Annotated in this window: 20 protein-coding genes; 7 read left to right on the forward strand and 13 right to left on the reverse strand. The window is 69.2% G+C overall.

All coding sequences use genetic code 11. The annotated features are described in order from the left end of the window. Positions 1–5: 5 nt before the first annotated feature. A complete protein-coding gene (locus OID54_RS10945; protein WP_383536960.1) occupies positions 6–1,352 on the reverse strand; it encodes a class II 3-deoxy-7-phosphoheptulonate synthase in 1,347 nt (448 codons plus the stop codon). Between the two features lie 376 nt (positions 1,353–1,728). On the opposite strand from OID54_RS10945, the gene OID54_RS10950 reads away from it, so the two are divergent. Further along, positions 1,729–3,624, forward strand: coding sequence for an anthranilate synthase family protein (locus OID54_RS10950; RefSeq protein ID WP_329017519.1), 1,896 nt, complete (start codon positions 1,729–1,731; stop codon positions 3,622–3,624). Between the two features lie 100 nt (positions 3,625–3,724). Here OID54_RS10950 and OID54_RS10955 read toward each other — a convergent pair whose 3' ends face one another. The 5 genes from OID54_RS10955 to OID54_RS10975 form a co-directional block, all read right to left on the reverse strand. Next, positions 3,725–4,723 carry a 2-hydroxyacid dehydrogenase gene (locus OID54_RS10955; protein ID WP_329017522.1) on the reverse strand — a complete coding sequence of 333 codons (999 nt, stop codon included), beginning with the start codon at positions 4,721–4,723 and terminating at the stop codon, positions 3,725–3,727. A gap of 101 nt (positions 4,724–4,824) precedes the next feature. After that, positions 4,825–5,853: a 6-phosphofructokinase gene (locus OID54_RS10960; RefSeq protein WP_329017525.1), complete on the reverse strand. Its 1,029-nt coding sequence runs from the start codon at positions 5,851–5,853 to the stop codon at positions 4,825–4,827. A 421-nt stretch (positions 5,854–6,274) separates the two neighbouring features. Further along, positions 6,275–7,009, reverse strand: a complete 735-nt coding sequence (locus OID54_RS10965; protein ID WP_329027407.1) for a response regulator transcription factor — start codon at positions 7,007–7,009, stop codon at positions 6,275–6,277. A gap of 180 nt (positions 7,010–7,189) precedes the next feature. Continuing rightward, positions 7,190–8,395: a MacS family sensor histidine kinase gene (gene macS, locus OID54_RS10970; protein WP_329027409.1), complete on the reverse strand. Its 1,206-nt coding sequence runs from the start codon at positions 8,393–8,395 to the stop codon at positions 7,190–7,192. A 120-nt stretch (positions 8,396–8,515) separates the two neighbouring features. Further along, the gene (locus OID54_RS10975) at positions 8,516–9,310 is read right to left on the reverse strand and encodes a lysophospholipid acyltransferase family protein (protein ID WP_329027411.1); all 795 of its coding nucleotides are present in this window, start codon (positions 9,308–9,310) and stop codon (positions 8,516–8,518) included. A gap of 180 nt (positions 9,311–9,490) precedes the next feature. Here OID54_RS10975 and OID54_RS10980 point away from each other — a divergent pair, with 180 nt between their 5' ends. Further along, a complete protein-coding gene (locus OID54_RS10980) occupies positions 9,491–10,270 on the forward strand; it encodes an alpha/beta hydrolase (protein ID WP_329017527.1) in 780 nt (259 codons plus the stop codon). Beyond that, positions 10,263–10,847, forward strand: a complete 585-nt coding sequence (locus tag OID54_RS10985) for a hypothetical protein (RefSeq protein ID WP_329017530.1) — start codon at positions 10,263–10,265, stop codon at positions 10,845–10,847. Before OID54_RS10980 ends, OID54_RS10985 begins: the two co-directional genes overlap by 8 nt. An 87-nt stretch (positions 10,848–10,934) precedes the next feature. Here the strand turns inward: OID54_RS10985 and OID54_RS10990 are convergent, their stop codons facing one another. Further along, the gene (locus OID54_RS10990; protein WP_329017534.1) at positions 10,935–11,705 is read right to left on the reverse strand and encodes an endonuclease/exonuclease/phosphatase family protein; all 771 of its coding nucleotides are present in this window, start codon (positions 11,703–11,705) and stop codon (positions 10,935–10,937) included. 199 nt (positions 11,706–11,904) lie between these two features. Between OID54_RS10990 and OID54_RS10995 the strand changes: the two genes are divergently transcribed. From OID54_RS10995 to OID54_RS11005, 3 genes are all read left to right on the forward strand, one after another. Further along, positions 11,905–12,243, forward strand: a complete 339-nt coding sequence (locus OID54_RS10995) for a phage holin family protein (RefSeq protein WP_329017537.1) — start codon at positions 11,905–11,907, stop codon at positions 12,241–12,243. 65 nt (positions 12,244–12,308) lie between these two features. Beyond that, complete coding sequence (locus OID54_RS11000) at positions 12,309–12,656, forward strand: DUF3618 domain-containing protein (protein ID WP_329017540.1); 348 nt, start codon at positions 12,309–12,311, stop codon at positions 12,654–12,656. After that, complete coding sequence (locus tag OID54_RS11005; RefSeq protein WP_329017544.1) at positions 12,653–12,919, forward strand: DUF4235 domain-containing protein; 267 nt, start codon at positions 12,653–12,655, stop codon at positions 12,917–12,919. Before OID54_RS11000 ends, OID54_RS11005 begins: the two co-directional genes overlap by 4 nt. 275 nt (positions 12,920–13,194) lie before the next feature. Here OID54_RS11005 and OID54_RS11010 read toward each other — a convergent pair whose 3' ends face one another. The 5 genes from OID54_RS11010 to OID54_RS11030 form a co-directional block, all read right to left on the reverse strand. Continuing rightward, positions 13,195–14,136: an ROK family glucokinase gene (locus tag OID54_RS11010; RefSeq protein ID WP_329017547.1), complete on the reverse strand. Its 942-nt coding sequence runs from the start codon at positions 14,134–14,136 to the stop codon at positions 13,195–13,197. A gap of 63 nt (positions 14,137–14,199) precedes the next feature. After that, on the reverse strand, positions 14,200–14,667 hold the full coding sequence (locus OID54_RS11015; RefSeq protein WP_329017550.1) for a DUF5304 domain-containing protein: 468 nt from the start codon (positions 14,665–14,667) through the stop codon (positions 14,200–14,202). Positions 14,668–14,744: 77 nt separating this feature from the next. After that, positions 14,745–16,016 carry an ArsA family ATPase gene (locus OID54_RS11020; RefSeq protein ID WP_329017553.1) on the reverse strand — a complete coding sequence of 424 codons (1,272 nt, stop codon included), beginning with the start codon at positions 16,014–16,016 and terminating at the stop codon, positions 14,745–14,747. After that, positions 16,016–16,462: an SRPBCC family protein gene (locus tag OID54_RS11025; protein WP_329017556.1), complete on the reverse strand. Its 447-nt coding sequence runs from the start codon at positions 16,460–16,462 to the stop codon at positions 16,016–16,018. The genes OID54_RS11020 and OID54_RS11025 overlap by 1 nt, the downstream gene beginning before the upstream one ends. Positions 16,463–16,621: 159 nt before the next feature. Next, positions 16,622–17,389, reverse strand: a complete 768-nt coding sequence (locus OID54_RS11030) for a metallophosphoesterase family protein (RefSeq protein WP_329017559.1) — start codon at positions 17,387–17,389, stop codon at positions 16,622–16,624. A 280-nt stretch (positions 17,390–17,669) separates the two neighbouring features. On the opposite strand from OID54_RS11030, the gene OID54_RS11035 reads away from it, so the two are divergent. Further along, positions 17,670–19,463 (forward strand): AMP-dependent synthetase/ligase, encoded by a 1,794-nt coding sequence (locus OID54_RS11035; RefSeq protein ID WP_329017563.1) that lies wholly within the window; start codon positions 17,670–17,672, stop codon positions 19,461–19,463. A 77-nt stretch (positions 19,464–19,540) separates the two neighbouring features. Here OID54_RS11035 and OID54_RS11040 read toward each other — a convergent pair whose 3' ends face one another. Next, complete coding sequence (locus OID54_RS11040) at positions 19,541–20,683, reverse strand: glycosyltransferase family 4 protein (RefSeq protein ID WP_329017566.1); 1,143 nt, start codon at positions 20,681–20,683, stop codon at positions 19,541–19,543. Between the last annotated feature and the right edge of the window lie 88 nt (positions 20,684–20,771).

Raw genomic sequence — 20,771 nt, forward strand, 5'->3', positions numbered from 1 at the left:
TCAGCTCACTGGTCGCGGTACATCTCGGCCACGAGGAAGGCCAGGTCCAGCGACTGGCTGCGGTTCAGCCGGGGGTCGCAGGCCGTCTCGTACCGCTGGTGGAGGTCGTCGACGAAGATCTCGTCGCCACCGCCCACGCACTCGGTGACATCGTCACCGGTCAGCTCGACATGGATGCCGCCGGGGTGGGTGCCGAGTGCCTTGTGGACCTCGAAGAAGCCCTTGACCTCGTCGAGGACGTCGTCGAACCGTCGCGTCTTGTGGCCGGATGCGGCCTCGAAGGTGTTGCCGTGCATCGGGTCTGTGACCCAGGCGACGGTCGCACCCGACGCGGTGACCTTCTCGACCAGCTCCGGAAGCTTGTCGCGGACCTTGTCGGCGCCCATGCGGACGATGAAGGTCAGCCGGCCCGGCTCCCGGTCGGGGTCGAGACGGTCGATGTACTGGAGGGCGTCGTCCACCGTGGTGGTCGGGCCCAACTTGATGCCGATGGGGTTGCGGATCTTCGAAGCGAACTCGATGTGCGCCCCGTCCAGCTGACGGGTGCGCTCGCCGATCCAGACCATGTGGCCGGAAACGTCGTACAAGTGGCCCGTGCGCGAGTCGATCCGCGTCAGTGCCGACTCATAGTCGAGCAGCAGCGCCTCGTGCGAGGCGAAGAACTCCACCGTGCGGAACTCCGCGGGATCGGTGCCGCACGCCTCCATGAAGTTGAGGGCGTTGTCGATCTCGCGGGCGAGCTGCTCGTAGCGCTGCCCGGACGGGGAGGACTTCACGAAGTCCTGGTTCCAGGCGTGCACCTGGCGCAGGTCCGCGTAGCCACCGGTGGTGAAGGCGCGCACCAGGTTGAGCGTGGCCGCGGAGGCGTTGTACATCCGCTTCAGCCGCTCGGGGTCCGGGACACGGGCCGCTTCGGTGAAGTCAAAGCCGTTGACGGAGTCGCCGCGGTAGGTCGGCAGCGTCAGGCCGTCACGGGTCTCGGTCGGCTTGGAACGCGGCTTCGAGTACTGGCCCGCGATACGGCCGACCTTCACCACGGGCACGGATGCCGCGTAGGTGAGGACCGCCCCCATCTGGAGCAGGGTCTTCAGCTTGGCACGGATGTCGTCGGCGCCCACGGCTTCGAAGGACTCGGCACAGTCGCCGCCCTGGAGAAGGAATGCCTCTCCGCGGGCGACGGCCGCCATCCGGGCGCGCAGTTGGTCGCACTCCCCCGCGAAGACCAGCGGGGGGTAGCTCTCCAGCTCGGCGACGACCCCGCGAAGAGCTTCGGGATCGGGATACTCGGGCTGCTGCGCGGCAGGCAGGTTTCGCCAGGTGGGCACCGGGGCAGCTGAGCTCTCAACGTTCATCGTCACGCTCTTTAGGTTACGACGTTGCCGGGCCGTACTCCCCGGCCGCTCACACTCTGGACAGCGATCCTCCCGGCTTCCGACCGCCTCCATGGGAGCACGGGCGTGCGATGGGGCGGATGGGGCGCGACTTTGGCGCATCTTCCGGGCGCGAGGTGGTTTTGGTCACAGCCGTTCGGCGCGACCCCCCGTGCGCTACAGTTCCCGGCGTGACCGCACATGTGCAGCAGAACTGGTGGTGGACCGCTCACTCGGCGGCCCACTGACTGCGCACGGCGCAATCGGATTTCACACAGGCCGCCCGAGGGGCGGCCTTCGGTGTTTCCGCAGTGAAACCGGCCGTTCCTCCTCCCTCTCACTGGAAGGAACAGCCCGGATGGCAACCGCCGCGACCCCCGTGCACAACCTCGCCCGGCTCCTCGACGACGACTGTCCGCCCTTCGCCCTGCTGCGCAGACGCACCCCCGGTCACGATCAGGACCTGGTGGAGGTACTGATCGGCTCGGTGCGGGAGGTCGAAACCCTCGCCGAGATCCCGGTCTCAACGCGCCCCTCCCTCGCACTGGTCCCGTTCCGGCAGATCGCTGAGCGCGGCTTCGAGGTCCACGACGACGGGACGCCACTGAGCGTGCTGATCGCGGACGAGTCCTGGGCGCTTCCGCTCGACGAGGCACTGCGGACGCTGCCCGCGCACGCGGTGACCGTCGCATCGGGCGCCTTCGACATCGGGGACGCCGAGTACGCCGATGTCGTGCGCCGGGTGATCGAGGACGAGATCGGACAGGGCGAGGGGGCGAACTTCGTGATCCGCCGCACCTTCACCGGTGAGATCCCCGGGTTCGGACGGGCGGACGCACTGGCCCTGTTCCGACGGTTGCTGGCCGGGGAGCGCGGCGCGTACTGGACCTTCGTGGTGCACACCGGGGAGCGCACGCTGGTCGGTGCCAGCCCGGAAGTGCACGTGCGGATGAGCGGCGAGACCGTGGTGATGAATCCGATCAGCGGCACGTTCCGCTATCCGCCCGAGGGTCCCGACCCCGAAGCGCTGCTGCGCTTCCTCGACGACGCCAAGGAGCGCGATGAACTGTCGATGGTCGTCGACGAGGAACTGAAGATGATGTGCACCGTCGGCGACCGGGGCGGGGTCGTCGTCGGCCCGCGGCTCAAGGAGATGGCGCACCTCGCCCACACCGAGTACGAACTGCGCGGTCGCTCCTCGCTGGATGTGCGCGAGGTGCTGAAGGAGACGATGTTCGCGGCGACGGTCACCGGATCGCCGGTGCAGAACGCCTGTCGGGTCATCCGCCGGTACGAGGCGGGGGGTCGCGGCTACTACGCGGGCGCGCTCGCCCTCCTCGGCGTCGACGCGGGAGGGCAGCAGACGCTGGACTCCCCCATCGCGATCCGCACGGCCGACATCTCCGCCGAAGGTCGGGTGCGGGTGGCGGTCGGAGCCACGCTGGTGCGCCATTCGGACCCCTTGGCCGAGGTGGCCGAGACGCATGCCAAAGCGGCCGGGGTGCTCGCGGCGCTCGGCGTGGGCCCGCAGCGCCGCGAGGCGGGACCCGAGCGCCCCCGGCTGGCCGACGACCCCCGGGTACAGGCGGCCCTGAAATCCCGGCGGGCATCGCTCGCCCCGTTCTGGCTGCGGATGCAGGAGCGCGCTGCCGAGCCCACGGGGCACGCCCTGATGATCGACGGCGAGGACACCTTCACCGCGATGCTGTCGCATCTGCTGCGCTCCACTGGGTTGGAGGTCACCGTGCGGCGCTTCGACGAGCCGGGGCTGCGGGAAGCGGCACTGGCCCACCCGGGACCGGTGGTGCTGGGCCCGGGGCCGGGCGATCCCACCGATGCGTCCGACCCGAAGATGCAGGTGCTGCGGGCGCTGACGACCGAGCTGCTGGCGGGCCCTCCCCGTGGGCTGCTGGGCGTGTGTCTGGGACACGAGCTGATCGCCGCGGAGCTGGGCTTGCCGGTCGTACGGAAGGCGGAGCCGTACCAGGGCGCACAGGAGCGCGTCGAACTGTTCGGACACGAGAGGACCGTCGGCTTCTACAACAGTTTCACCGCCCGGTGCGACGACCGGATGGCCGCGGAACTCATGGGGCGGGGTGTGGAGACGGCACGTGATCCACTGACCGGGGACGTCCATGCGATGCGGGCGGCCACCTTCGCCTCGGTGCAGTTCCATCCCGAGTCGGTGCTGACCCTGGACGGCCCGGCGGTGGTCGCGGAGTTGTTGGCGGCCACGGCGCTGCCACGCGGCTGATGGCCCGGGGTGCGGGGGCGTCCCCGGCGGCCCCGCACCCGCGTCCGCCGGATGAGTCCGTCTCCGGATCGGCCCGTCTGCCGGACGTCCTTCTGTCGGATCAGCCCGCCTTGGGCACGAGGAAGTTCTCGCTGCGCCGACCGGCCACGTAGTCATTGACGTTCTGTACGGTCGCGGCGACGATCTGGCCCACCGCGTCCTTCGTGTAGTACGCCTGGTGCGAGGTGACGAGGACGTGGGGGAAGGTGACCAGTCGGGCCAGGGTGTCGTCCTCGATGGGCTCCAAGGACTTGTCGAGGAAGAAGAGCCCGGCCTCCGCCTCGTACACATCGAGCCCCACGCCGGTGAACCTGCCCTTGCGCAACTCGCCCACCAGGGCTTCCGTGTCGATCAGTCCACCGCGGCTGGAGTTGACGAGGATGGCGTCGTCCTTCATGGCGCGCAGCGCGTCCCGGCCGATCAGATGGTGGGTGGCGGGCAGCAGGGGCACATGGAGACTGACGAGGTCGGCGGACGCGAGCAGTTCGTCCTTGTCGACGTACCGCATGCCGAGTTCGACGCAGGCCGGGTTCTCCGTGATGTCCCAGCCCAATAGGTTCATTCCACAGCCATGGGCGATTCGGGTGAATGCCTCACCGATCTTTCCGGTGCCGATCACTCCGGCCGTCCGACCGTGAAGATCACGTCCCATGAGTCCGTCGAGACGAAAGTCGAAATCGCGGGTGCGGGCGGAGGCACGAACAATTCTGCGGTTGACCGCCATGGCCAGCGTCCAGGCGAACTCGGCCACGGAGTAGGGCGAGTAGAAGGAGACCCGGGCAATGGTCAAACCCAGCCGCTCGGCCACTTCAAGATCGATATTATTGAATCCTGTGGAACGTTGAGCGATCATGGTGGTTCCGCCGACCGCCAGGGTTTGCAGCACTCGACCACTGAGGTTGGCGTTGACGCTCGTGGAGATCGTTTCATAGCCGGCGGCGATGGGAGCCGTGTCCTGCGTGAGGAAAACCTCCACGCAGCGGACGTCATGGAGTCCTGCAAATGCCCGCTCGATCAGGGGTTTCTCATCCGCCTGCACCCCGAAGGCAAGGATGTCCACGACTTCCTCCAGGAATGAGAGCTGCGGGCCGGATATCGCGAAGGGTCCAGATATCGCGAATATACGACCCGCAGCCCGGTGGCGCCGTTCAGCGTTGTGGATCAGCCGAAGAACACTCCGGCTTCCTCGTAGAGCTTCGGGTCGACGGTCTTGAGCTTGGAGGTCGCGTCCACGATCGGGACCCGGACGATGTCGGTGCCCTGGAGGGCGACCATCTTGCCGAAGTCGCCGTCCCGCACCGCGTCGATCGCGTGCAGCCCGAAGCGGGTCGCCAGCCAGCGGTCGAAGGCACTGGGTGTGCCCCCGCGCTGAACATGGCCGAGAACCGTCGTACGAGCCTCCTTGCCCGTACGGGCCTCGATCTGCTTCGACAACCACTCGCCGACTCCGGAGAGCCGCACATGGCCGAAGGAGTCGAGTGAGCCGTCCTTGAGCACCGCATCGCCGTCCTTGGGCATGGCGCCCTCGGCGACCACGACGATCGGGGCATAGGTGGCTCTGAAACGCGAGGTCACCCACTTGCAGACCTGGTCGACGTCGAAGCGCTGCTCCGGGATGAGGATGACGTTCGCTCCACCCGCGAGACCCGAGTGGAGCGCGATCCACCCTGCGTGCCGGCCCATCACCTCCACCACGAGCACGCGCATGTGCGACTCGGCCGTGGTGTGCAGTCGGTCGATCGCCTCGGTGGCGATGCCGACTGCGGTATCGAATCCAAAGGTGTAGTCGGTGGCGGAAAGATCATTGTCGATGGTCTTCGGGACCCCGACACAGGGAATTCCGTACTCGCCCGAGAGCGTTGTCGCGACGCCGAGGGTGTCCTCGCCGCCAATTGCGATCAGTGCATCGACCTCGTGCTTTGCAAGATTTTCCTTGATCCGCCGAACACCGTCTTCTGCTTTGAGCGGGTTGGTGCGGGAGGAGCCGAGAATGGTGCCACCGCGAGGCAGAATGCCGCGAACTGCCGCGATGTCGAGCGGGATCGTGTCACCTTCGAGCGGTCCGCGCCATCCATCGCGGAAACCGACGAACTCGTACGCGTACTCCTGAATGCCCTTCCGGACAGCGCCACGGATGACGGCGTTGAGGCCGGGGCAGTCGCCGCCCCCGGTCAGTACTCCTACGCGCATGGATACTTCCCTTCGCCTGAATGGGCCCCAAAACCGTCTTCTGCTGGGGGGCCCAGAACGGCAACGCTAGTGGTGAAACGCGTCACCGTGGGATGCGAGGGATAGCCAATTCCCGCGCGAATTAAGGCCGTTGAAGCACTGCATAGAGGAGCTTTTTCACTCTTACGAGCGGGGTGGTGCTCGCACGCCCACCACCACCCGGGCGTGGATAGGGCGCACGCCGGCGGGCGAACGAGATCACAGCGCGCAAAGGGAGGCAAGAAGGGCGGCCTGCCCCGGGGTCACGACGCCCGGCGCGGCGGTTGCCGAAACGCGCCACCGAAACGGCAGTGCGGCGCCCCCGTCCAGGGACGCCGCACCGATGCGGAGAAGGTCTGCCGGGCGCGCCGGAGCGCTCACAGGCCCGGCACGGCCATGGAGGCTACCGACGACCGCCTCGGGGGGTACGGAAGCTGCCCGGGTGTCCGGGGCTGTCGGGGCCGTCCGGGGTGTCGATGCCACGCTCTATCGCATAGCGCACCAGTTCCACCCGGTTGTGCAGTTGCAGCTTGCCCAGGGTGTTCTGGACATGGTTCTGCACCGTGCGGTGCGAGATGACCAGCCGCTCCGCGATCTGCTTGTACGAGAGCCCCTTGGCGACCAGCCGCAGCACCTCGGTCTCCCGGTCGGTCAGCTGCGGAGCCTTGGGCTCGTCCGCCCCCGCCGCGGGGACGGGCTCCGTGGCCAGCCTGCGGTACTCGCCGAGCACCAGCCCGGCCAGGCCCGGGGTGAAGACCGCGTCGCCGACGGCCGTCCGGCGCACGGCATCGGTCAGCTCCTGTGTGCTCGCGGACTTCAGCAGATAGCCCGTCGCACCCGACTTCACCGCCTCCAACACATCCGCGTGCTCACCACTGGCCGACAGCACCAGCACCCGCACCCCCGGCAGCGCCCCGACCACTTCCTTGCACACCTGCACTCCGGGGAGTTCGGGAAGGTTGAGATCGAGTACGAGGACGTCCGGCACGGTCGCCTTGGCGCGGTGCACCGCCTGTCGGCCGTCACCGGCCGTGGCCACCACGTCGAACCCGGCCGCAGCCAGATCGCGGGCGACCGCGTCCCGCCACATCGGATGGTCGTCGACGACCATCACCCTGACCGTCTGCTCTTCCGTCATCTCCCGCTGCCTTCCCCCGTCGAACTTCATCGCTCTCGGTGAACTCATCGCTCTCGGTGAATTGATCGATCCTGTGCAATCAAGCGAAAAAGCGCAATGAAGGGGACGAAGGATCTACGGGCTGCGGTTCGCCCGGATGCGCGACGCCCTTCATTCCTCGGGCGGCATGCCCGGTCAACGTCATCGCTGGCGTGGCACCTTCAACTCGACCTCCGTCCCCTGCCCCGGTACGGAGAGCAGTTCGGCCGTGCCTCCGAGATCGCGCAACCGACCGCGGATGGACTGGGCGACGCCCAGCCTGCCCTCCCCCTCGGCCTGGGCGAGACGGCCCTCCGGAATGCCGGGGCCGTCGTCCCGAACGGTGACGATCACCTCGTCCGTCCAGTCCTCCACCAGGATCCAGGCATTGGCGTCCGCTCCCGCGTGGCGCCGCACATTGTCCAGGGCGGCACCGACTGCGGCCGTCAGTTCGGCCGCGGCCAGGGCCGGGAGCTGCACCGGCGCGCCCGGCTCCGACAAGGTCACCTGAGGGCCCGCGTAGCGTGCGAGAAGGGAGCGCACATCGCACTCGTGGGCGGACTCGTCGTAGTCCTCGCCGCCCAGGACGTACTCGGTCGTCGCTGCCCCCCCTGCCGCCGTTGCCCCGCCAGATCCGCCAGCTTCGGCGGCCCCCGGGCGGGTGACGGGCACGAGGCCACGGGAGACCAGGGTGCGCAGGGCGATCTCCTGTTCCCCCGCCATCCGACCCAACTCGGCCGCTTCGCCGCCCAGGGCCGTACCGCGCCGCTGCACCATCGCCAGCACCTGGAGCACCCCGTCGTGGATGTCGCGGGCGAGCCGCTCCCGCTCCCGGGTCACCGCCTCGATCTCCAGTGCTCGGGCCAGGGTGCGTTCCGATGCCCGCGCGACCTCGACCACATAGCCGATGGCTATCGAAGCGACCCAGACCAGGAGCACATTGTGGAAGGTGTCGCGGCTGGGTTCGGCGCGCTCGACGATGTTGGCGACGGCGACCAGGGAGGAGGCGAAGCCCGCCCACCGCCAGCCGCCCTTGATGGCGAAGGCCAGTACGGAGCCCGCGGTCCAGATCGACGGCAGGGTGGGCCCGTCGACGTGGGGTGCGTCCACGTCGGCGAGGGGAGTGATCAGGATGCCGGTGAGGGCGATGGTGAGGTCCACGCCCAGGAACCGCTTGGTGCAGCGGGTGGCGTTGGAGACCTGGGGCAGGGTGGCCAGGGTCCAGATCGCCAGAACCGACAGAAAGGCGAAGGCCACCCAGGGGCGCTCGAAGTCGTCCGGGGTGAAGGCGAAGAGGAGTATCGCGTACACCATCGTCAGGACCCGGTAGCCGGCGAGCGCGCGCCACAGGGGCAACTCGACCGACATCCGTCCGACCTGTCGGGCCTTCGTGCCCCCAGGTCCCCCAGCAGCCTCAGTGCCCGCAGTGGGCTGGGTGTGCGCACCCTGTCCAGCCATGTCCCCCACCCCCGATCAACGACAGCGCTACTACGCTGCCGGCGGTCTGTCCGTGTGTTCGACGTCATCGGCCGGAGCGGCCTGCTCCACGGCCGGCGCCTTCTCCCGGGCCTTGTTCCCCTCGGCCGCCTTCGCCGCCGCCTTGGCCGCCTTCTCCGCCTCCGCGATCTCCCGCTTGGCGACGGTGGCGTAGATGTCGACGTACTCCTGCCCGGAGAGCTTCATGATCTCGTACATGACCTCGTCGGTCAGTGAACGCAGAATGTAGCGGTCCTCCTCCAGGCCCTGATAGCGGCTGAAGTCGAGCGGCTTGCCGATCCGGATGCCCGGCCGCATCAGCCTGGGCACGACCTTGCCGGGCGGCTGGATCTTCTCCGTGTCGATCATGGCGATGGGGATCACCGGCGCACCGGTGGCGAGCGCCACCCGGCCGAGGCCACCGGGCTTGCCGCGGTAGAGCCTGCCGTCAGGGGAGCGCGTGCCCTCGGGGTAGATGCCGAAGAGATCGCCGCGCTCCACCACCTCGATACCGGCCCTGACCGCCGCCTGACCCGCGCCCCGCCCACCGGACCGGTCGACCGGGAGCTGTCCCACACCCTTGAAGAAGGCGGCGGTGAGCCGACCCTTGACCCCTGGCGAGGTGAAGTACTCCGCCTTCGCGATGAAGGTGACCTTCCGGTCGAGGACCGCCGGCAGGAAGAAGGAGTCGGAGAAGGAGAGATGGTTGCTCGCGAGGATCGCCGGGCCATCGGCGGGAATGTTCTCCAGACCCTCCACCCAGGGTCTGAAGGCAAGCTTCAGCGAGCCTCCGATGGAGAACTTCATTGCGCCGTAGATCAACTCGAATGCCTCCTGTTGCTGTCGAACAGACCTTAACCCGACGTGACCACGGGGCCGGCGCATCCCCCGCGCCGGTGGACTTATGGACCTGGTCGGTGTCAGTCCGGTCGCGTACGGTGAGATGCACCCCCTTCGATGCTTCATGCCACAGAACAGGAGACCCCGGTGCCGGTCCTTCCCGGAGCCGAGCCCTACCGCCATGAAGGCGGCGAGGTCGGCGTCCTTCTCTGCCACGGATTCACCGGTTCACCGCAGTCGTTGCGTCCCTGGGCGGAGTTCCTGGCCGAGCGAGGGTTGACCGTTTCCCTGCCGCTGCTCCCCGGCCATGGCACGCGCTGGCAGGACATGCAGATCACCGGGTGGCAGGACTGGTACGCGGAGGTGGACCGGGAGCTGCGCGAACTGCTCTCGAAGTGTGAGGTGGTCTTCGTCTTCGGGCTCTCCATGGGCGGTGCCCTCGCCCTGCGGCTCGCCGCCCGGTACGGGGACGCGGTCCGAGGGATCGTCGTGGTCAATCCGGCGAACAAGGTGCACGGTCTCGCCGCGCGGGCACTGCCGGTGGCCCGCCATTTCGTCCGGACCACCCCGGGGCTGATCGACGACATCGCCAAGGAGGGCGCCCACGAGGTCGGCTACGACCGGGTCCCGCTCCAGGCCGCCCACTCGCTGCGGAATTTCCTTCGGCTCGTCGACGGCGAGCTGCCCCAGGTCACCCAGCCCATGGTGCTCCTGCACAGTTTGCAGGACCATGTGGTACCGCCGGTCGACTCGGCGCGGATTCTCGGCCGGGTCTCCTCCACGGACGTCACTGAGGTCGTGTTGGAACAGAGCTACCACGTCGCGACGTTGGACCACGATGCGGAGCGGATCTTCCACGAGAGTTGTGCGTTCGTCGACCGGCTCGCTCCGAATGCCGTGAGGAAGGGGAGCACCGCCGGTGGCTGAGCAGCATGACGCGGACCGAGAGCCGCAGCCCATCGACGAGGAGGCGGCCTGGGCCGCCATCGTCGCGGGGTACGGGGATGAACCGGCGGACCCGCCGGGTGCCAAGCCGTTCAAATCGGTGGAGGACCTCGCGCTCCTCGAAGGCGAGGTGAACGAGTCGCCCCAGGGCAAGGGGAAGGAGCCTGCGCCCGAAGAGGACCAGGCGGCCGGGCTCGGCAGCTCCATCACCTTCGCCCCCGGGGTCGGCGGCGCCGGCCCCCGTGACTACCAGGTGGTCGAGCCGAACGAAGCCAACACCGACCAGGGCGAGGACGGGGACGACGGCGACGAAGGCCACTTCGTCCCCCCGGAGCCGCCGCCGCTGCCGGAGGCCGATGTCACGGCGAAGTTCGCCTGGCTGGCGGTGATCGGCGGTCCGGTGCTGATGCTGATCGCGGTTCTGCTCCAGTGGGAGATGACCTGGTGGCTGACCACCTTGTGCGTCAGCGGTTTCCTCGGCGGCTTCGCCACGCTGGTGGCCCGGATGGCACACGGTGACGAAGAGGACGACGACCCCGGTCGGGGCGCGGTCGTCTAACCAGGACCTGTCCGACGAAGGGCTTCGTGCGTCCCAAGGGCTCACAGGCCGGACGGGATGCATCGGACACGACCTGCTGCACACCCTTTAGGAACCCGCGAAGGCGGGGAGTACGGCAGGAATCCTGAGCGCGGCCAGTACGGGGAGATGATCGCTGGCCGCGCGCAGATCAGCCGGGCTCACACCGGGATGGTCGAACGGCACCCCGCAGCCGAGCACCTCGATGCCGTGGCTCGCGAACACGGCATCGATCCTGCGTCGCGGCCGGTCGGGGTCGAAGGTGTTCTCCCCGCCCCACGGCGCAGTGGCCCAGCAGTCCTGCATCTGCTGTGCGATTCGTTGGAAGCTGCGTCCGGCAGGGGTCTCGTTGAGGTCTCCCGCGACGACGGCGTACGGCACGTCCATCGCGGTGATCTGGTCGATGAGCAACCCTGCCTGCGTAGGGCGCTCGGCATCCGACAGGCTCAAATGACAGCTGAGCGCACCGAATCTGGCACCGCCGATCGTGACCACGGCGGTGGCGAAGCCGCGGCGGTGCTGACCTTGGACGAGCGGCAGCAGGACGTCCTGAGTCCGCTCGACGGTCACCCGCAGTGAGCACAGGAGCAGGGGGCCGGCAGCGGTGGCCCCGCCGCTGAGGACGAAGAGATCGGTCTTGGCGGCGAGCCGTGCGGCGTGCTTGCGCCAGCGGAAGAAGCGGGGCGCCTCCTGGATGAGGACGAGGTCGGGCGCGCAGGCCCGAATGACTCGGGCGAGGGCGTCCTCGTCGTCGCGCAGCGAGCGAACGTTGTAGCTGAGGACACGAACAACGGCGGAACCATCGGGTTCGGTACGGGAGTTGGGCAGGACCGTGGCCATGCCAGCACCCTACGACGGAGTTGCCCGTGTTTCGTCAGGCTCGCCCGGGGCCGGCGTGGCCGGCCGCGCCCCCCTTGCCACGGTTGCGTCCCCTTCCCAGGCGCCCATGACCTCAGGGGGTGTGATGAGGGAGATGTCTGATGTGGGGGGAACCGGGTAGCCGCTTCCTCGAAGACCCCGGCGAGGCGGTGAGGACGTCATGAGCGGTATGACCTGGTGCGGCGGGCTGTGGGGACCGGTGCCCGCCACCGTCGCGCAGCCGCGGCAGCCGGTCGGTACCGATGCGCGGCGAAGGCAGCCGCCACGGTTGCCACGGTTTCGGCAAGCAGGCCGGAACCGCGGACTCCAGGGCGTCGCCGCCGTGGTGGCGGCACTCGGCCTCCAAATCGCGTTGACCGTGGCGCTGGTCGCCATCGGGCAGGTTCTGCCCTGGTCGGCGTCCACGCTCATCGTTGTCGGGGTCCTGGTAGCCGGCGCCGCGGCACTGGCGGCACCGGGCCGCAGAACCCCGCGTCCTGCGGTGCCGTCGATCGCATAGGCGAGAGATCGACCAAAGCCCAAGCGAGCAGACCCAGTACGCCGAGACACAGGAAAGGGCACACGATGAACGGCATCCCCCACCCCCGACGCAACGTCCTCGACACCGAGGAGCTGCGCTCCCGTGCACAGGACACCCGCGAACAACTGGGACAGACCATCGAGGCACTCGCCGCGAAAGCCGAGGTGGGCGAGATGGGCGAGCAGGTCCGTGCGAAGGCATCCGCGGCCAAGACCCAGCTGGCGGATGCGGCAACGGCCGTGGGCGACAAACTGCGCGAAGTCACCCCGCCGCCCGTGCAGGAGACGACGGCCCTGGTCGCCGAGACCGCACGGAGGAAGCGCGTGCCGCTGCTGGCAGTGGGCATAGCGACCGTGGCGCTGGTGGTGCTGGCCCGACGGAGGGGCCGGTGAAGGCGTCGAAAGTGCTCTACAAGCCGGTCGGTGCCGGGGTCGGAGCGCTCGGCGGGCTGCTCGCCAGCGCGGCCTTCGGTCAGATCTGGAAGCGCCTCGGCCATAACGACAAGGCGCCCGGGCCCACGGACGAGGGCCGTGGCTGGGGCGAGGTATTGATGGCTGCGGCGCTCCAAGGGGCGGTCTTCGCCGTGGTGAAGGCGGCCGTGGACCGCGGCGGGGCCACGGCGGCCCGACGGCTGACGGGAACCTGGCCGGGGTAGCTCCGGGCCCCTCAGAGGGACGATCGAGGCCAGGGCGTCCGGGCGGGAACCGGTCGGTCCCTCCCGACCGACCTACCCGTAGGGCGGTCTCCGGGGCTCCGGGCGGAAGGCGGTCTCCGGGACGCGCCGGCGGTGAACCGACCGCCTGGGCGCTCCCGGGGCCTTCCGGCACCGGGAGCCGTCATGAACGCGCCGTGGAATCGATGCGGACCCGCCGCGGAATCAGTAGTCCGCCGCCCTCGCGCCCCGGCCATCACCACGCAGCAGTGGTGCACCTAGCCCTGGCGTGCCAGGTCCGCCGCGCCCACCAAGCCTGCCTTGTTGCCCAGTTGGGCGGCGAGGACCTGGGCGTGGGGTCGCCACTGGGCACCGATCAACCAGCGGCGGAAGGACTTGCGGATCGGTTCGAGGATCAACTCCCCCTCGTCCGACACTCCGCCACCAACGATGAAGGCCGACGGGTCGAACAGCGAGGCGAGGTCCGCCAGTCCAGCCCCGGCCCAGCGGGCGAGTTCCCGGAAGGAGTCGACCGCCACCGGGTCGCCCTCGCGGGCGGCGGCGCTGACGTGCTTGCCTTCGATGCCGTCGACCGTGCCGTCGCCGAGGCCCAGGAGGATCTTCGCGTTCTCGGGGGTGGCGTTGGCACGCTGGCGCGCGTAGCGGACGAGAGCACGGCCGGACGCGTACTGCTCCCAGCAGCCCTGGCTGCCACAGCCGCAGAGCAGACCGTCCGGGACCACACGGATGTGACCGAACTCGGCGGCCACCCCGTAACGTCCCCGGCGCAGCTTGTTGCCGATGATGATGCCGCCGCCGAGGCCCGTGCCGAGCGTGATGCAGATGACGTCATCGTGTCCCTGCCCGGCCCCGAAGCGGTACTCGCCCCAGGCCGCGGCGTTGGCGTCGTTCTCGACGACGACCGGCAGCCCCACGCGCTGCTCGACCTTGTCCTTGAGTGGTTCGTGACGCCAGTCGATGTTGGGCGCGAACAGTACGGTGGCCCGCTTGTCGTCCACATAACCCGCGGCGCCGATGCCGACCGCTGCGACTTCGTACCCCTCGCCCGCCGCAGCTACGGCGGTGCAGATGGCATCCACGATGCCGCTGGGGGTCGGTGGTGTGGGCACCTTGTGTGTCTTGAGGATCGTGCCCGCCTCGTCGACAACGCCCGCAGCGATCTTGGTGCCGCCGATGTCGACGCCGATGGTGAGTCCCATGTGCCCCTCAGTTCCCGGTATGGCCACAGGCTTCAACCGTACCCGAGGGCAACAGGACCATGATCAGTCCAGGTCGATGTGTTCGCCGTCACCGGGTTCGCCGTCGCGCGGATCGCCGGACTTCTTCGCGGGACCGAAGTCCTTCGCGGAATCGGACGGCTTCTCGGGCCCTTGGGTCCAGCGGCGTTCCTGGCCCTCGACGGCGGAGCGGTAGGCCGCGAGCAGCTCACCGCCCGCGGCGGCGAGATGGTCGAACACCTGGGGATTGCGCTGCAACACCGGCTCGACGGCGGACTTCGCCTGATTGACCAGTTGCTGCACGGCACTCTGCGCTGCGACCCCCGGCAGGGACGACTGGAACTCATTGACCTTGTCGGCCACGGCACCGAAGAGTTTGCGCAGCTCATCGCCGGCGGAGCCGGGCGGGGGGCCGTACTCGGCGCGGCGGCGGGCCTTTTCTGACGCGAGGTCTTCGGCGCAGGCGTCGGCCCATGCGTCGGCGTCGGCTGGCCGCTCGGTGGCATCGCTCATGGCGTACTCCTGCACAGGGCGTTGGTCCGGCGATGGGTGTTCGTACCCTCGACGTTACCCGAACGGACGCGAACGGTTCAGCGAGTGCGCGGCCAGAGGTCCGGGTCCGGGGTGAATCGGACCTTGAGTGCGCCCTCCTTCAGGGCGGCCCCGGAGACGGTGCAGCGGCGCAGGGCGGACGGCAGCGGAACGATCCTGCGGAAGGGGCCCACGGTGAGGACAAGCTCCTCACCACGACGCACGAGATGTACCTCCCCCTTGCTGGCGCCTGGCAACGGAATGTCCCAGACGAACGTGCCGTCCTCATCGCGCAGGTCGATGACCCGCTTCGACTCGAAGTCACCGGCCCCCTCCACGCCCGCCTCCGCAGCAAGCGGAAGCGGCGCTCCGGCGGCTTCGGGGAACAGGTCGTCCCCGATGTCCTGGAGTGCCGCGATGCCCCGGGACTCCCGTCCGATGTGGGTGACCTCACGGACGCGCGGCCCCCACTCCGCGTGCCACTCGTGCAGCGTCTTCTCCTGCTGGGCTGCGAGGCCCGCGAGCCAGGGATCGGGCGAGTGCCGGGGGAGAACCCGATTGGCGATCACCGCATCCACGCGCAGGTCGTGCAGGGCGAACCCGGTACGGGCGGTCCGCAGCGCATCGGCGGCGGTGGAGCCCGGCTCGGCGACGAGGTGCACCACCGTCTGCGGAGAGGCGACCACCTGCTGGACCGCGGCGAGCTCGGTGTCCCAGCCCGCTGCCGTGTCGTACAGCAGTTGGGCGGGCATGGGGACCCCGGCGAGTTGGGCGAGCACGGGACGCAGCGCGCGGGCGGCCTGGCGTTCCGGGGGCAGCAGTCGGCGCAGATAGCGACGGAGCTGCTCGGGCAGGGCGAGCAGTGCGATGGCTTCGCGTACCGGGGGCAGGTCCACGACAACCGCGTCCCAGTCGCCGGCCGCCGCCGCGGTCAGCGCCTTGAGCAGGGCGAACTGCTCGCTGCCCGGGAGCTCGGTCAGTTCCTCGTCCGCGAGTCTGGTGGCGCCGAGGAGGTCGAGGACGGTCGCACCGCGTTCTTGCCAGGACAGGAACTCGGCCCGGAAGCGGGGCGCGCTGTCGATCGCGGCGGCCCAGAGCCCTTCGGTGATCTCGACGGCTCGCAGACCGTCGGCGATCTCGGTCGTACGCAGCCCGGGGGCGGGGGTGACGGGCACGCCGAGGGGGGTGCCGGGGTCGGTGGAGAGCAGGAGGACCCGTGCCGGTTGGGCCGCGGGTGTCGCTGCCGTCGGCCGGGCCAGGGCGAGGGCGGTCGCCGCAGCGACGGTGGTACGGCCCGCGCCGCCGAGTCCGGTGACGAGGACCAGGTGCATCAGTGGGAGTGTCCGCTCTCGACGCGCTTCTTCAGTCCGTCCAGGGCCCGGTCGATGATGACCTTCTCGGCCTTGCGCTTGATCATCCCCAGCATCGGGATCTTGACGTCGACGGTGAGTCGGTAGGTGACTTCGGTACGGTCGCCGCCGACCGGGGTGAGGGTGTAGGACCCGTCGATGGCGCGCAGCATCTGTGACTTCACCAGGGTCCAACTGACCTGGTTCGCACCGTTCCAGGTGTAGGCGAGGGTGTGGTCGTCCTTGATCGCGCCGGCGTCGAGGACCAGCCGGACCTGCTCGGCACGGCCGTCGGCGTCCCGGGAGATCACCTCGGCCTGCTTGACCTCCCCGGTCCATTCCGGATAGCGGTCGAAGTCCGAGATCACTCCCATCACTTCGGCCGGTGCCGCCTCAATGGTGATGCTTGAGCTGGTGTGTTCCGCCATCGCTGCGGCTCCCTGGAGTGCGGGTACGGACCGGTGTTGATGGTGGGAAGGCTATCGCGACCGGGGGCGCCCTCCGTCTGCGGCCCTCCAGCCCCCAAGACGCGTCCCGGGAGTGGGCGGCCGAATCTCAGCGGCTGGTCCGGGCGGCCCGGGTGGTGTTCACCACTCCAGACTCCAAGGTCGGCCCGTGGAGGCGAAATGCCCCACATTGACACACTCGGTGGCCGCGATGCGCATCCGGGCGACGAGGGGCTGGTGTACATGGCCGAAGAGTGCGTACCGGGGTCGGCTGCGATGGATGGCGGCCAGCAGCGCGGAGCTACCGCGTTCGAAGCGGCGGGCGACCGTGTCATAGGTCAGTTCGGGCACATCGGGCGGAATGTGGGAGCAGAGCACGTCGACATCCCCCAGCGCCTCGACCTTCGCCGCGTACTCCTCGTCCGAGATCTCATAGGGCGTGCGCATCGGCGTGCGCAACCCGCCGCCGACGAATCCGAACACCAGACCGCCGATCTCGGCCCGCTGACCGTCGAGAACGGTGGTGCCATCGTGGGCGTATTCCGGCCATAGTGCAGGGATATCGACATTGCCGTAGGTGGCGTACGTAGGCACGGGAAAAGCCGCAAACAGTTCTGCGTACTGCCGGCGCACCGCCGTCTCGATCGTGCTGTCCCGGTCCTCCCCCAGTTCCGCCCAGAGGCCACGGGCCAGCTCCCGCGCCTCATCGAACCGGCGGGAGGTGCGCAGACCCACGATCAGCTCGGCGTTCTCGACTCCGAACAGATCGGGAAAGATGCCGCGGGAGCGGTCGGCGTAGTCGAGGAAGAGGACGAGGTCGCCGAGGCAGACCAAGGCGTCGGCACCGTCTCCCGCCCTGGCGAGGTCGTCGACGTTGCCGTGCACATCACTGATCACATTGACCCGCATGGCGGTCACCTTAAGACGCGTCGCGAGTGCTGGACAGTGGGGCAGGCCGGTCGTTCTTCCGGGTCCGGCAAGGATTGGACTACTCTGCGCGAAGTACTGCCATGAACATGTGACGCAGGGAACATCTGGCCGGAAACCCCTACCCGGAACCGAGTACCGGTGGGTAACGTCCGGGCAGTCTGCTTCTGCTCACCCCCAGGAGCACCAGCCCGATCTTGGACCGCAGCCGGTGCGCGTTACACAGAGCCGTGGCGCCGGAGCCCGATGAGGAGCAGCAGTTTTGCGCGAGTTCAGCCTTCCGGCCCTGTATGAGGTCCCTTCGGACGGAAACCTGACGGATCTGATCCGCCGCAACGCCGCGCAACACCCCGATGTCGTCGTCATCGGCAGAAAGGTCGCGGGCGGCTGGGCGGACGTGACGGCCACGCAGTTCCTCGCGGAAGTGCGAGCCGCGGCCAAGGGCCTGATCGCCGCCGGTGTGCGCCCCGGGGACCGGGTGGCCCTGATGTCACGCACCCGCTACGAGTGGGTGCAGATGGACTTCGCCATCTGGAGCGCCGGTGCGGTGACCGTGCCGGTGTACGAGACCAGCTCGGCCGAGCAGGTCTCCTGGATCCTCTCCGACTCGGGCGCGGTCGCCGCGATCGTGGAGAGCGAGGCGCACGTCGCCTCCGTGGAGTCCGTACGGGATCGACTGCCGGCCCTGCGCCACCTCTGGCAGATCGACGCCGGTGCAGTGGCGGAGCTGATCGAGTCGGGCGCCGACGTCGAGGACTCACTGGTCGACGAGCGCACCAGGACCGCGAAGGCCGATGACCCGGCGACGATCGTCTACACCTCCGGCACCACCGGACGCCCCAAGGGCTGTGTGCTCACCCACCGCAGCTTCTTCGCTGAGTGCGGCAACGCGGTGGAACGCCTCAAGCCCCTCTTCCGCACGGGCGAGTGCTCGGTCCTGCTCTTCCTGCCCGCCGCACATGTCTTCGGTCGGCTGGTCGAGGTGGCGGCCGTGATGGCCCCGATCAAGCTGGGCTGCGTGTCGGACGTCAAGAACCTCACCGATGAGCTCGCCTCCTTCCAGCCCACGCTGATCCTCGGCGTTCCCCGGGTCTTCGAGAAGGTCTACAACGGGGCGCGTTCGAAGGCGCAGGCCGACGGCAAGGGCAAGATCTTCGACAAGGCCGCACAGACGGCCATCTCGTACAGCCGTGCTCTCGACACCGTTAAGGGCCCTTCGCTGGGGCTGCGGATCAAGCACAAGATCTTCGACCGTCTCGTCTACAGCAAGCTGCGGGCCGTCCTCGGCGGGCGCGGCGAGCACGCGATCTCCGGAGGGGCACCGCTCGGAGAGCGTCTCGGGCACTTCTTCCGCGGCATCGGATTCACGGTCCTGGAGGGCTACGGGCTCACCGAGTCGTGCGCCGCGACCGCCTTCAACCCGTGGGACCGTCAGAAGATCGGCACGGTCGGCCAGCCCCTACCGGGGTCGGTCGTTCGGATCGCCGACGACGGCGAGGTGCTGCTGCACGGCGAGCACCTCTTCCAGGGGTACTGGAACAACGAGGCGGCGACGGCGGAGGCGCTGGCCGACGGCTGGTTCCACACCGGTGACATCGGCGCCCTCGACGAGGACGGCTTCCTCTCCATCACCGGCCGGAAGAAGGAGATCCTGGTCACCGCGGGCGGCAAGAACGTCGCTCCCGCAGTGATCGAGGACCGCATCCGTGCCCATGCGCTGGTCGCGGAGTGCATGGTGGTCGGCGACGGGCGTCCCTTCGTGGGTGCGCTGATCACCCTGGACGAGGAGTTCCTCGGCCGCTGGGCCGCCGAGCACGGCAAGCCGGCCAAGGGGGCGGCCGTACTGCGGGACGACCCCGAAGTGCTGGCCGAGATCCAACGCGCGGTGGACGACGGCAACGCGGCCGTCTCCAAGGCCGAGTCGGTCCGCAAGTTCCGCATCCTGGGGGCCCAGTTCACCGAGGAGGCCGGGCACATCACACCATCGCTCAAGTTGAAGCGCACTGTGGTGGCGAAGGACTTCGCGGACGAGATCGAGGGCATCTACCGCGGCTAGGGCGCAGCGAGAGAGACCGGGCCGGGGCCGGGCCACGCCTGGCGCACCCTCCATGCGCACCCGCCCGGCCTCGTGTCTCAGAGCAGTTCGCGCAACCGCTCGGCCAGCAGGTCCCAGCGCCACTTCTCCTCGACCCAGCGACGACCGCGCTCGCCCATCCGTTGCCGTAGCTCCGGATCCTGCAACAGGGCCGTGATCCGCTCCGCGGCGTCCTGCGGCGAGCCGCCGCGCACCACCCAGCCGGTCTCCCCGTCCAGGACCGCGTCGGGCGCACCCCCCGAGTCGCCCGCCACCACCGGCAGGCCGGTCGCCGACGCCTCCAGATAGACGATGCCCAGCCCTTCGACGTCGAGCCCGCCCCTGCGGGTGCGGCACGGCATGGCAAAGACGTCGCCCGCCCCGTAGTGCGCGGGCAATTCGGACCAGGGCACCGCGCCGGTGAACACCACCGAGGTCGAAACGCCCTCGGTTTCGGCGAGCCGCCGCAGATCGTCCTCGTACGGCCCGCCGCCCACGATGAGCAGCACCGCGTCCGGGACCGCGGTCAGGATCCGGGGCATCGCCCGGATGAGGGTGTCCTGTCCCTTGCGCGGCACGAGTCGGGAGACGCAGACCACCACCGGCCGGTCGGCGAGTCCGAGCCGCTCCCGCACGGCGGCGCCCCCGGAGTCGGGGTGGAAGGTCTTCTCGTCGACCCCCGGCGGCAGTTGCACCATCCGTCGGGCGGCCTCGGGGCTCAGCGCGGCGGCGATGCGGGAGCGGGTGTACTCGCCGAGATAGGTGATCGTGTCCGTGCCGTCCCCGATGCGGCGCAGCAACTGCCGGGCGGCGGGGAGTTGGGCCCAGCCCGCCTCGTGGCCGTGCGAGCTGGCGACCAACCGCCGTGCACCGGCCTTCCGCAGCGCCGGACCCATCAGTCCGAGTGGAGCAGCGGCCCCGAACCAGACGGACTCACAGCCGTGTTCCCGCAGCAGGGAGGCCGCTCGGCGGGTGACGCGGGGGGTGGGCAGCAGCATCGTCGTTCGGTCCCGGACGACGGTGAACGGCTGTTCGGCGTCGAAGGCCGCCGTCGCCGCGGTGCCCTCGTGGCCCCGCTTCCAGGTGGAGGCGTAGACGACGAGTTGCTCGGGGTCCAGCCGCAGCGCCATGTTGTGGAGGAACGCCTGGATGCCACCGGGGCGGGGCGGGAAGTCATTGGTCACGATCAGGGTCTTGTGCATCGTGGCCGACAGTACCGAAATCCGTGCGGCGGGCCGAACGCCCCGCCAGGCGCAGCCGCAGCGGGAGCCGCACCGCCCGGCCGGCCCA

It is taken from the genome of Streptomyces sp. NBC_00690 (assembly GCF_036226685.1).
Taxonomy (GTDB): domain Bacteria; phylum Actinomycetota; class Actinomycetes; order Streptomycetales; family Streptomycetaceae; genus Streptomyces.

Coding starts and splice junctions, on each gene's coding strand:
- OID54_RS10945 (WP_383536960.1), bottom strand. CDS start 1,352: ATGAACGTTGAGAGCTCAGCTGCCCCGGTGCCCACCTGGCGAAACCTG.
- OID54_RS10950 (WP_329017519.1), top strand. CDS start 1,729: ATGGCAACCGCCGCGACCCCCGTGCACAACCTCGCCCGGCTCCTCGAC.
- OID54_RS10960 (WP_329017525.1), bottom strand. CDS start 5,853: ATGCGCGTAGGAGTACTGACCGGGGGCGGCGACTGCCCCGGCCTCAAC.
- OID54_RS10965 (WP_329027407.1), bottom strand. CDS start 7,009: ATGACGGAAGAGCAGACGGTCAGGGTGATGGTCGTCGACGACCATCCG.
- macS (WP_329027409.1), bottom strand. CDS start 8,395: ATGTCGGTCGAGTTGCCCCTGTGGCGCGCGCTCGCCGGCTACCGGGTC.
- OID54_RS10975 (WP_329027411.1), bottom strand. CDS start 9,310: ATGAAGTTCTCCATCGGAGGCTCGCTGAAGCTTGCCTTCAGACCCTGG.
- OID54_RS10990 (WP_329017534.1), bottom strand. CDS start 11,705: ATGGCCACGGTCCTGCCCAACTCCCGTACCGAACCCGATGGTTCCGCC.
- OID54_RS10995 (WP_329017537.1), top strand. CDS start 11,905: ATGAGCGGTATGACCTGGTGCGGCGGGCTGTGGGGACCGGTGCCCGCC.
- OID54_RS11000 (WP_329017540.1), top strand. CDS start 12,309: ATGAACGGCATCCCCCACCCCCGACGCAACGTCCTCGACACCGAGGAG.
- OID54_RS11010 (WP_329017547.1), bottom strand. CDS start 14,136: ATGGGACTCACCATCGGCGTCGACATCGGCGGCACCAAGATCGCTGCG.
- OID54_RS11015 (WP_329017550.1), bottom strand. CDS start 14,667: ATGAGCGATGCCACCGAGCGGCCAGCCGACGCCGACGCATGGGCCGAC.
- OID54_RS11020 (WP_329017553.1), bottom strand. CDS start 16,016: ATGCACCTGGTCCTCGTCACCGGACTCGGCGGCGCGGGCCGTACCACC.
- OID54_RS11025 (WP_329017556.1), bottom strand. CDS start 16,462: ATGGCGGAACACACCAGCTCAAGCATCACCATTGAGGCGGCACCGGCC.
- OID54_RS11030 (WP_329017559.1), bottom strand. CDS start 17,389: ATGCGGGTCAATGTGATCAGTGATGTGCACGGCAACGTCGACGACCTC.
- OID54_RS11040 (WP_329017566.1), bottom strand. CDS start 20,683: ATGCACAAGACCCTGATCGTGACCAATGACTTCCCGCCCCGCCCCGGT.